This window comes from Streptococcus mitis SK564, assembly GCF_000148525.1.
GTDB classification, from domain to species: Bacteria; Bacillota; Bacilli; order Lactobacillales; family Streptococcaceae; genus Streptococcus; species Streptococcus mitis_H.
Genome location: NZ_AEDU01000006.1, coordinates 58,905 through 70,671, shown reverse-complemented (window position 1 = coordinate 70,671; position 11,767 = coordinate 58,905). Strand labels below are relative to the sequence as shown.

Here is an 11,767-nt window from a genome sequence, read left to right as displayed (position 1 = left end):
TTATTTTACCAAATAGTCTTTCATCTCTTCCAAAGAAACTGGGTGGATAGTCGCTGAACCAAGCTCTGGCACCAAGACCAATTTCAAGGTATTGCCACGCGCCTTCTTATCATGAGTCAAAGCCTGATAAAGCTTGTCAACATCCCAGTTTTCATAGTCAACAGGCAAGCCAAATTTCTGACACATATCTGTAATGGACTGAGTTATGCCAGCTGGCATAAGGCCTTTTTCCTCAGCTACCTTGGAAATCTGAACCATGCCCATGGCCACAGCTTCACCATGCATGACCTTGCCATATCCGGCCGTCGCTTCAATGGCGTGACCAATGGTGTGGCCAAAATTGAGGTAAAGACGAACACCATTGTCCAACTCATCCTCAACTACCATCTTGCGCTTAACCTGACAAGAATGTTCAATCAAGGTCTCTGCATATTCCAGTATGCTCTCAACAGAACCATCCAGCTCCGTCAAGAGAGCCCAAAGTTCTGGATCCTCAATCAAGCCATACTTGATAACTTCACCCATTCCTTCAATCAACTCTCTTTTTCCGAGGGTTTCAAGAACAAGTGGGTCAATCAGAACCCCATCTGGCTGGGCAAAGGTACCCACCATATTTTTAGCAAATGGAGTATTGACGCCCGTCTTTCCACCGATTGAAGAATCCACCTGGGCAGTCAAACTAGTCGGAATCTGAACAAAGTGAATGCCCCGCATATAGGTAGAGGCTACAAAACCAGCCAAGTCCCCAACGACACCGCCACCAAGAGCCACGATTCCATCGCTACGAGTCAGACCTTGCTTGACTAAAAATTCATAGACTTTCTGGACAGTGGTTAAATTCTTTCTTTCTTCCCCTTCTAAAAAGTCAAAAACTGCTACCTGAAAACCAGCATCTTCTAGGCTGAGCTTGACCTTCTCTGCATAAAGAGAAGCTACATGGTTGTCTGTCACAATGACTACCTTTTGTGGTTGCCAGAGTTCTCGCAACCATTGACCAGCCTGAGCCAGACAACCTTTTTCAATCTGAATATCATAAGGATGATGAGGAATATCGATTCTGATTTTCATAGGAGAATCTCCTTTTCTTTATTGGTATTTTTCTGTTAAAGACTGCCAAATTTCTTCTGTCGGCATTTCCTTGCCTGTCCACAGTTGAAAAGCTTCTGCAGCTTGATAGAGCAACATTCCCAGACCATTGACGGCTGAATTACCCTGACTTCTGGCCCATTTCAAAAATGGTGTTTCAAAGGGTTGGTAAATGATATCTGCCACCAAGATGGTTTCTGGCAAATTGATGCTTTCAGGAACTGGGGATGATTGACCATCCATGCCCACACTAGTGGCATTAACCAGTAAATCCGACTCGGCAATCCTTTCTTGCAGTTCAGAAACATCTTCTAAAGCATACAAGTCCGCTTTAAAGCCTGTTTGCTCCTGTAACTTGTCTAGATAAGGTCTTGTTTTTTCCATGGAAACTGAACGAACAAAGACCGAAATCTGACTGACGCCGTCCAAAATAGCTTGCGCCAAAATGGACTTAGCCGCACCACCTGCACCCAGCAGGGTCATCTTCTTACCTGTAATTGTAAAAGAAGGCAAGCTCTTAAAAAATCCCTTGCCATCTGTATTATATCCAATTAAATTACCATTATCATTGACAACCGTATTGACCGCACCAATCAAGCGCGCTTCGTCTCTCAATTCATCCAAATAAGGAATCACTTGCTCCTTATAGGGCATGGACAGGTTGATACCAAACATCTGGTAGCGACGAATATTAGCCACTGTTTCTGCCAAGTCACTCGCTTCAATCTCCCAAGCTACATAAGCACCATTGGTAGCTGTCGCCTCAAAGGCCCTATTGTGGATAAAGGGCGAAATAGAATGCTTAATAGGATTGGCAACAACGGCAGCTAAACGTGTATAGCCATCAAGCTTCATCCAAAATCTCCCTGATTTTTTTCATGCTAGCTAGAGAAATCTGACCAGGAGCACTAGCTTCATCCAGACTGGCAAAAGACCAACTCGAACCCGTCACATCCGCAGTGATACGAGAGACCTTGCCCACCTTACCCATAGAAATGGTCACATATTCCTGTTCAGGATTGAGGGTTTTAAAGCCTCGTGTATAGTTCATCAAGTCTAGCACATCCTGCTCCGTATGAGCCATCACCGCAACCTTGACAAGTTTTGGATTTAGGCTCGTCAACTCTGACAAGATTTCCATCATATTTTCAGGTGTTTCTTGGAAATTGTGGTAACTCAAAACGAGATTTGGGAAGTCCAACATTTCCTCAAAAACATCCTTGTAGCTATAGTACTCAAAATCAATATAGTCTGGTTGATAGAGTTGCGCCACTTCCTTGATTAGATGGATATATTCTTCTGGAGAAAGGTCGATTTCTCCCCCTTCAGAGCGAGTTCGCAGGGTGAAAACCAACTCACGACCTGCAAATTTTTCAAAAATAGCTGGAGCTACCTGCAAAATCGCTTCTTTAGGCAGATAGTCGGCACGCCATTCAATAATATCAGCATCTTGATACCTTGTGGCATCCAGAGCCTGAGCCTCCTCTAAACTTCTTGGCATTACTGAAACGATTAATTTCATTTACTAACCTTCATACTAATCACCTTGAGGTAATTACTACTTTCATCTTTTTTATTATAGGCGAAATCTGCTGGAAGACCGTATTTGTTTAAAATCTGGTAACTTCTTCCTGCAAAGCCTTTATCAATCTGTTCTGTAAATTTCTGGCGAGATACATTGGCAGCATTGGTACTGGCAATAATAATACCGCCCGGATTTAAAATCTCAAGGCTCTGGGAAATCAACTTATGATAATCCTTGGCCACAGAGAACGTTTGTTTTTTGTTCCGAGCAAAGCTAGGCGGATCTAGGACAATCACATCATAGGTCAAGTCTTTTCGTTTGGCATACTTGAAATACTCAAAAACATCCATGACTATAAAACGATGCTCGTCTGTACTGATTCCATTTGCATGAAAATGCCCTTGAGACAATTCTCGTGAACGTTTGGCTAGGTCGACCGAAGTAGTCTGGCTTGCTCCTCCCATGGCCGCAGCTACTGAAAATGCTGCTGTGTAAGAAAACATATTGAGCAAGGATTTGCCCATAGCCAAACCATCAACTAGACTACCACGAACCTCGTGCTGGTCTAGGAAAATTCCTGTCATCAAGCCATCATTCATAAATACTTGATACAGAACCCCATTTTCCAGAACAGTGAAAAAGTCAGGTGCTTCTTGACCATAAACATGAGCAGATTCATAGTCTAGACCCTTAAAGCGGATTTTCTCATAGGCCCCTAAGACCTCAGGAAAAACCTGTCTAAAGGCTTCTGAGATGGTCTGACGAATCTGATAAACATAAGAGTTATACCAAGAAAAGACAGCATAGTCGCCATAAAGGTCCACTGTCAGACCGCCAAAGCCATCTCCCTCTTGGTTGAAGAGACGAAAGGCAGTTGTCAAATCATCTTGATAGTAGGCGCTTCTCTTTTCTTTCGCTTGTCTAAACAGCGTTTCAAAGAAAGCTTGATTGAAAGCCACCTTGTCCTTACTAACAAACCAGCCCAAGCCCTTGTTTTGCTGAGAAAGGTAGGCAGTACCAAGAAAGGTTCCTTCCTGACTCTGCACTTCTACTTCCTGATCCTTGAGATTGACATTCTCAAGATCACTAGCTTCTAGTAAAACTAGCCCTTTAGCGAGCTTCTTTTCAACCCTTTTGCTAACTCTTATTCTATTCATAACTACCATTATATCAAACTTTTAGACAATTCTCAAAAAAGAAACTACCCTTGCTTTTTTACTCTTCTTTTAAAAAATGGTATACTAATACTAATAAAAAATTAGGAAGTAAATGTGTGAAAAGCAATTTTAACAAAATCCAAAAAGCCATGGGTACCAGACTGGGTTTTGTCCTAACCCTTTTAATCCTATATTGGCTCAAAACCTTATTAGCCTATACCGTTGACTTTAATTTAGATATTCAAGTAGGTAAGTTGCAGGGAAATTACCTTGCCTTTATCGCCTTTTTCAACCCCCTTCCTCTAGGACTACTCCTGCTGGCTCTAGCCCTCTATGCTCGCTCAACCAAGATCTTTTATGGTCTGAGTATAGCTATTTATAGCCTTTTATTCATTTGGCTTTATTCTAATGTCTTTTACTATCGAGAATTTAGTGACTTTATCACGGCCAATACCATGAAGGTGGTCAGCAAGGTGTCTGTAGGCACTGCAGAACTAGAGTTACTGCGTCCTTGGGATTTCATCTATTTTATGGATTTCCCATTGCTAGCTTTCCTTTTCTATAAAAAATTCATCCAGCTGGATAGGAGACCTTTCAAATTCCGCTCCAGTGTTGCTATCACTGCTCTCTCAGCCCTGCTCTTTTCAGCTAACCTTTTCTTGGCTGAAATTGAGCGTCCCGATCTCCTGTCGCGAGGATTTTCGAATTATTATGTTGTTCGCGCCCTCAGTTTGCCAGCCTTTTTAGGCTATAGTGCCAACCAATCCTATAGCGCCAACAAAGAACGTGCCAAGGCCTCTGAGACCGACCTTCAACCTATAACAGATTATATTCAAGAACATTCGGCTAAGCCCAATCCAGACTATTTTGGCTTGGCCAAAGGAAAAAATGTGATTTATCTCCACTTGGAGAGTTTCCAACAGTTCCTGCTTGACTATAAACTCAACATAGATGGAACTGATCATGAAGTCACTCCCTTCCTTAATTCCCTCTACCATTCGCAATCAACCCTAGCCTTTTCGAATATCTTTAACCAAGTCAAGGCTGGTAAGACCTCAGATGCGGAAACCATGCTGGAAACCGGTTTATTTGGCCTTGACCAAGGTTCCTTCATGGTCAACTACGGAGGTACCAATACCCAGCAGGCAGCTCCTTTTATCCTATCAAAAAACGGCTATCAATCGAGTGCCGTCTTTCACGGTAATATCGGGACCTTCTGGAACCGAAATACGACCTACAAACAATGGGGTTACCAATGCTTCTTTGATGCTTCCTACTTCACCAAGCAAGACAGTAGCAATTCTTTCCAATATGGTTTAAATGATAAAATCATGATGAAAGATTCTATTCAGTATCTGGAGCATTTACAGCAACCTTTTTATGCTAAGTATATCACGGTGTCCAATCACTATCCTTATGCTAGCAATCTGACTGGCGATGAGCTTGGTTTCCCCTTAGCTAAAACCAAAGATGAAACAATCAACGGCTACTTCCAAACAGCTAACTATCTAGATAGTGCTATCAAGGCCTTCTTTGACTATCTCAAAGAAAGTGGCCTCTATGAAAAATCCATCATCGTCATCTACGGAGACCATTATGGTATTTCCAACTCCCGCAATCCTGAGCTGGCACCCTTGATTGGAAAGACTTCTGAGAACTGGTCTAATTACGACAATGCCATGTTGCAACGAGTGCCTTTTATGGTGGTCATGCCCGGCTATGAAAAAGGACAAATCATCAATACCTACGGTGGGCAAATCGATATCTTACCGACTCTCGAACACCTCCTTGGTATTGAGTCCAATTCCTTCCTTCAAGTCGGCCAAGACCTCCTATCACCAGACCATCAAGAAATCGTTGCCTTTCGGACTGCTAATTCCTTCGTCACACCCAAATATACCAGCTACGACGGACGAACCTACTATACTGAGAGCGGTCTTGAAATCAGCAATCTTGATGAACAAGCTCAGACTGAACTAGAAATCGTTCGGCAGGCAGCCAGCCAACAGCTAAAAATCAGCGACCAGATTCAAACTGGCGATTTGATCCGTTTCTACCAAGCAGATCATCTTGGAAAAGTTGATACAGAAAGTATTTCTTATCTCAATTCTTTACCAATTCTTCAAAAGATTGAGCAGGAAAAAGGTAGTCAATCAACCAGTCTCTTTAGCCAACGACAAGGTAAGACCAGTACTGACCTGTTCAAAGCTCCAAGTTACCAAGAACTCCATCCAGAGTCTGCAGAAACTGAATCAAAATCACAATAAAAATGCTCTTCCGTCTTGGAGGAGCATTTCTTTTTATAAAATAAAATTCAACGAAAACCAAAGAGGAAACTAGCCTCAGGTTAACTGTGAGGTTGTAGGTAGAGAGGTTGTATCAGCAATATATGTCTGTCAAATTTAGTGACGAAGATAGTAGAAGAAATATTAGGATATAAATCAGCTTCAGCAGGTATCTGGAAAATTTAATTTTATAGAAAAGCCTTTTGTTACAAACTCAATATACTATCAATAAATAATATTATAGAAGCAACAATAATTATAATTTCACCTATTTGCATAATCCTATTTCGAACTTTAAATATATTTTCTATCAAAAATACTTGAAAAAGACACATTATAGGAATTAACGTTTTTGAAATTGAAAAATATCCAAATAAATAAACTATAAACAACAAAAATAGAACTATGTTATATTTCTTATTCATGACATTCCCCTCTTTATTTTTTGATTACCAATCTTAATCATTTACAACTACATTATAACAAACTACGAAATCCTTGTTAACAAATATTGCCATTTTTTAAAATTTTTTGTGATTCGAATGTGATAAACTACTTTGATATTGATTTTAGATGACTTTTCGTCTATACTTAGGTGTGAACACAATGTGATACTTACAGTTCTCCTTTCGCTTTACAATTGGCTTGAACACCTTTATTGTATCGCGTTTGGAGTTTTTTTGGTATAACCTTCGACGCACACCCGCATAGCGGGTGTTTTTTTGTCTAGCACCTAACGGAGCGAGACGGACTGAAAGTCACATAATTAAAAAAGTTGGAGCTCAGTACTCCAACAATTACTATTAAAATGTTTGGCGTTTTGCTTTACGCTCTGCACGACCGCGAGCACGATTTTCGGTACGCTTGGTCTTACGGCGTTTTTCATCAACCGCCCATTGAATTTTCTTCTTATAGCCCGGTTTGACTTTTTTCTTTTTCTTTTTAACCAAACCAATCATTTCGATATCGAGCTTATCTTGTTTTTTCTCACGGTTAGCACGACGATCACGGTCATAAGTATCTTGAAATTCCCCGTCTTTGACCATCTTAGGAGTAAACTTGATTCCCAATTTCTCCAACTCACGGATATCCGAGTCATCACTTGGCTGGTAAAGGGTAATAGCTGTACCTGGTAGGCCGTTTCGTCCAGTTCGACCAACACGGTGCACAAAGAAAGATAAGTCTTGCGGAATGGCATCATTGATGACATGACTGACACCTTCAATGTCAATCCCACGCGCTGCCAAGTCTGTTGCGACAATGTACTCAAAATCCAGATTTTTCACCTGATTCATGATTCGCTTACGTTCACGAGGAGCAATATCTCCATGAATCTTCGCTACCTTCAATCCTTGAGCAGTCAGATATGCATGCAATTCATCAGCACGCGTTTTGGTGTTAACAAAAATCATTGCCAAATACGGTTGCATCAACTGAGTTAACTGGTAAATTTGAGCATTCTTGTCACGTCCCTTAGTAGAAATCAACCAATTATCAATGGTATCAGAAATGACCGTTTTGGTCTTGATTTTCTCCATGACAGGATTTGACAAGTATTTTTTCAAGAATGGTTGCAACTTTTGTGGAATAGTCGCTGAGAAAACCATGAATTGCAGGTCTTTTGGAAGGCTGCCAGCAATCTTATCAACAGTTTCCAAGAATCCCATATCCAAGGTCATGTCTGCCTCATCGACCACAAAGGTCTTGGCCTTGTGAATAGCCAAATCACCGGATTTAACCAAGTCGTAGATACGGCCTGGTGTTCCAATAACAATATGAGGCTGATTGCTTGCCAATTTCTCAATCTGGCGAGCCTTATCCGTACCACCCACATAATTAACCACACGAACTTCGACATCTGAGTGAGCTGCAATCTGACGCGCTGCTTGGTAAATTTGAGTAGCCAACTCACGACTCGGTGCAGTAATCACTGCTTGTACACTATCGCTAGCTTCATCTAATTGCTGGAAAATCGGCAATAGGAAAGTGTGAGTCTTACCCGAACCTGTTTTTGATTCACCGACTAGGTCACGACCTACCAAAACAATAGGAATCAACTTGTCTTGCACCTCTGTTGGAGTTGTAAATTTCAACTCCTCCAAGGCTTCTCTAATATAGTTTTTAAATTGAAATTTCGTAAATGACATAATATCCTCGATTCTATCTATCTTACCAATTATACCATATTTTATTCCATTTCAGTAGCCTCACTTATTTATACTCAATGAAAATCAAAGAGCAAACTAGGAAGCTAGCCGCAGGCTGTACTTGAGTACGGCAAGGGGAAGATGACGTGGTTTGAATTTGATTTTCGAAGAGTATTAGGCTATTTCCAGTAGCTTTTCTAATCAGAAAAAGGCTGGAATTTCATGATTCCAACCTCTTTTCAGTCGTTATTTCCAGTTTAAAATAGCATTCAAACCATAGTGATCACTCACTTGTGGACTCTTGTTACCATCAAATACGACATGTAAATGTTCTACGGCTAACTCTTGGGTAGTAAAAATATAATCGATTCGTAGAGGTTCTGTGTTCCCCTTCCAGCCATCAATTTCTGGTGGAACAGTATAGCTACCACTTTTCTCTTGAGCAACTTCAAATGCGTCTTGTAAGCCTAATGGACTTGCTAAAATAGCTTGGTATCCTTCCTGACCTGCTGGATTGTTGAAATCTCCAGCAAGCAAAAGTGGCTTGTTCAATTCTTTCAAGACAGACTCAAATCGTGCCCATTCTCCTTGGAAACCTTTATCCCACCAAGAAAGGTGGACACTTGCAACTGCAAGCTCTTTACCATCAACCACAGTTTCAGCCAAGGCAACACGTCGAGTATGATAGTCTGTTGGATCATCCACATCTGAAACCAAAATTTCTCTGGCTTCAATAGGTGTTTTAGACAAGATAGCCACACCTTCGTGGTAGCGATCATAACCGATATGGTTATAGGCCCAAGTCCAGTAGTAATTTTTCCCTTGCTCAGATAACTTTTCAACCAAGAGTCTAACATAGTGATCTTGGTGAATAGGCTCAGCTGCTGGCAAAGCTTGATAAAGGTCATTGACCTCCACCTCTGAAGAGGTGATCTCCTGATTGATTTCTTGGAAACAAATCAAATCATAGTCCTTTTCAAGAATATCCTCAAGCAAAATCTGGAATTTTTCCTCTGCTTCTTTCTCCATCCAACTATGAGTATTGAGTGTTAAAAATTTCATTCTTTTCTCCCAAAATAAGAGGTTGGAATACAGCTTCCAACCTCAAGTATATTACAATTCTACTTTAGCAACTGCTGTTTTAGCTGCAAGAGAACCTGTTTTTTCTAATTTAACTGATTTAATTGCATCACCATTTGTGAAGACAACTACTGTTGAAGTTTCACGTCCTGCTACACGGATAGCATCCAAGTCAGCTGTGACAAGGAGATCTCCTGCTGCAACTTTTTGTCCTTCAGCAACATGAACTGTAAATGGTTTACCTTCAAGACTTACTGTGTCCAAACCAATGTGAACCAATACTTCAAGACCTGCTTCAGTCACAAGACCAAGAGCATGTTTTGTAGGGAAGATGCTTGATACAGTACCTGAAACTGGAGATACAATGTTTCCATTTGCAGGTTCTACTGCAAATCCATCACCCATCATTTTTTGAGCAAATACTGGATCTTTTACTTGTTCCAAAGCAACAACTTGACCATCAGCTACTGAGTATACTTCCTCAGTAAGACCTTTATAGTGAACAGTGTTTTGTTGCGCTTCTGTCATTTGACTTGGAAGAGTTTCAGGAATGATTTCACCTGAATCAAGGATATCTTGGATATCAGATTTCAATACGTCAGCTTTTGGACCGTAGATAGCTTGAACCCCTTGTCCTTTCATGACAAGACCCATAGCTCCTTCTGCTTTCCATTGCTCTGCATTTCCTACTTTATCTGCATCTTTAACAGTTACACGAAGACGAGTCATACATGCGTCAACATCAACGATGTTTGCACGTCCACCAAGAAGGTTAATAATGTTTACAGCTTGAGAACCTGCTGCAACTTTCACTTCACTGCTAGATTCTTCTGAACCTTCAGCAGTTTCGTAGTTTCCGTTACGTCCTGGAGTTGCGTAGTTGAATTTTTGAATCATGAAGTTTGCGATAAAGTACATGATTACGGCAAAGAGAACAGTTACCCAGATAAAGTTAACAATATCCATACCGATACCAGCGCTAATCGCAATAGGTGTACGAGTCAAGAACTCGATTGAACCGAATGAGTGCATACGTAGGTTTACTACGTCAGCCATAGCGAAGGCAGCACCTTGAACAAGTGAGTAAACAAGATACATAGGTGTTGCTACAAACATGAACATGTATTCGATTGGTTCAGTAACCCCTGTCAAGAATGTTGCAAGAGCTGTCGCAATCATCATACCTTTATATTGATGTTTCTTGTCAGCATCAACATTACGGTAGATAGCCACGATCACACCCATCAAGATACCGAATGAACCGATCATTTGTCCAACTTTGAAACGAGCTGGATGAACAGTATCTAACAATTGTTGGTAGTGACTTGCATCTGTACCTTTAAGGTTAACAAGGTCTGTTACCCATGCAAGCCAAAGTGGATCTTGACCAAATACTTGGCTACCTTTTGCTGCACCAGTTAAGACCTCATAAGTACCACCAAGAGCTGTGTAGTTCATTGGGATAGTCAACATGTGGTGAAGACCAAATGGCAAGAGCAAACGTTCCAATGTACCATACAAGAATGGTGCAAGGATTGGAGCAGTTTCTTGTGAGTTAGCAATCCAGATACCAAAGCTATTGATACCAGTTTGCACAAGTGGCCAGAAAGCTGAAAGTACAATTGCAGCAATTATTGAACGAAGAATAACTACAAACGGTACAAAACGTTTTCCGTTAAAGAATGAAAGTGCATCAGGAAGCTTACGGAAGTTATAGTATTTATTGTAAGCAGTTGCTCCAATAAAACCAGAAATAATCCCTACGAAGACACCCATGTTCAATGCTGGGGCTTCCATAACACTAATGAAGTAATCAGCAACTTTGATTTGCCCACCCAATAGTGTTGAAACCATAGCATCTGGATTTTTCAACATATCGCCTGATACACCAAAGATTGTACCAGTGATACGGTTAATCAAGATGAAGGCAAGACCAGCGGCGAAAGCACCACCAGCACGTTCTTTAGCCCAGCTTCCTCCAATAGCGAGGGCGAACAAGATATGAAGGTTAACGATAACTCCCCAACCGATTTGCTCTAGTACACCACCAGTAATAACGAGTGGTGCAAAGGTTGGGTTAATCATCACGATAGACTTACCGATTGAAATCATCAAACCAGCAGCCGGCATAACCGCGATAACCACCATCAAAGCCTTACCGAATTTTTGCCAAAATTCGAAAGACAAGACATTTTTGAATGTATCTTTCATCATTCAAATCTCCTTTATTTTTATTTAGGCAAACGTTTTACGAAAACGTTTGCACCTTTTATGATTTAATTATACCACTTTAATTTTTTTTGTAAAGGCTTTTATTCAAAAAATACTCTTTTTTCAAAAAAATTTCTAGTGCCAAATTTCAAGTTCAAGTTAGCAATCAAGAAGTCTTCTCTGGGAGACTTCTTTATACTCTTCGAAAATCTCTTCAAACCACGTCAGCCCTATCTGCAACCTCAAAACAGTGTTTTGAGCAACCTGCGGCTATTT

The 11,767-nt window shown here is 40.8% G+C and carries 8 protein-coding genes and 1 pseudogene; 1 reads left to right on the top strand and 8 read right to left on the bottom strand.

All coding sequences use genetic code 11. The features are described 5' to 3' along the window. From aroB to SMSK564_RS03990, 4 genes are read right to left on the bottom strand one after another with little or no spacing between them, the layout of a single operon-like run. A complete protein-coding gene (gene aroB / locus SMSK564_RS04005) occupies window positions 1-1,068 on the bottom strand; it encodes a 3-dehydroquinate synthase (RefSeq protein ID WP_000702138.1) in 1,068 nt (355 codons plus the stop codon). A gap of 18 nt (window positions 1,069-1,086) precedes the next feature. Next, the gene (locus SMSK564_RS04000; RefSeq protein ID WP_000762470.1) at window positions 1,087-1,941 is read right to left on the bottom strand and encodes a shikimate dehydrogenase; all 855 of its coding nucleotides are present in this window, start codon (window positions 1,939-1,941) and stop codon (window positions 1,087-1,089) included. Continuing rightward, window positions 1,931-2,608, bottom strand: a complete 678-nt coding sequence (gene aroD / locus SMSK564_RS03995; protein WP_000767770.1) for a type I 3-dehydroquinate dehydratase — start codon at window positions 2,606-2,608, stop codon at window positions 1,931-1,933. Before aroD ends, SMSK564_RS04000 begins: the two co-directional genes overlap by 11 nt. Continuing rightward, window positions 2,605-3,768: a class I SAM-dependent rRNA methyltransferase gene (locus tag SMSK564_RS03990; protein ID WP_004236101.1), complete on the bottom strand. Its 1,164-nt coding sequence runs from the start codon at window positions 3,766-3,768 to the stop codon at window positions 2,605-2,607. The genes aroD and SMSK564_RS03990 overlap by 4 nt, the downstream gene beginning before the upstream one ends. 149 nt (window positions 3,769-3,917) lie before the next feature. Here SMSK564_RS03990 and SMSK564_RS03985 point away from each other — a divergent pair, with 149 nt between their 5' ends. Then, entirely contained in the window at window positions 3,918-6,035 is a 2,118-nt protein-coding gene (locus tag SMSK564_RS03985; protein ID WP_029690287.1) for an LTA synthase family protein, read from the top strand. 590 nt (window positions 6,036-6,625) lie between these two features. Here the strand turns inward: SMSK564_RS03985 and SMSK564_RS13560 are convergent. The 4 genes and pseudogenes from SMSK564_RS13560 to SMSK564_RS03970 form a co-directional block, all read right to left on the bottom strand. Next, window positions 6,626-6,712 (bottom strand): annotated as a pseudogene (locus tag SMSK564_RS13560) (IS200/IS605 family transposase); the annotation flags it as partial. A 144-nt stretch (window positions 6,713-6,856) separates the two neighbouring features. Next, window positions 6,857-8,200: a DEAD/DEAH box helicase gene (locus SMSK564_RS03980; protein WP_004236099.1), complete on the bottom strand. Its 1,344-nt coding sequence runs from the start codon at window positions 8,198-8,200 to the stop codon at window positions 6,857-6,859. Window positions 8,201-8,446: 246 nt separating this feature from the next. Then, window positions 8,447-9,262, bottom strand: a complete 816-nt coding sequence (locus SMSK564_RS03975; protein ID WP_000670826.1) for an endonuclease/exonuclease/phosphatase family protein — start codon at window positions 9,260-9,262, stop codon at window positions 8,447-8,449. 51 nt (window positions 9,263-9,313) lie between these two features. Continuing rightward, the gene (locus tag SMSK564_RS03970) at window positions 9,314-11,494 is read right to left on the bottom strand and encodes a PTS transporter subunit IIBC (protein WP_000974070.1); all 2,181 of its coding nucleotides are present in this window, start codon (window positions 11,492-11,494) and stop codon (window positions 9,314-9,316) included. Window positions 11,495-11,767 lie beyond the last annotated feature (273 nt).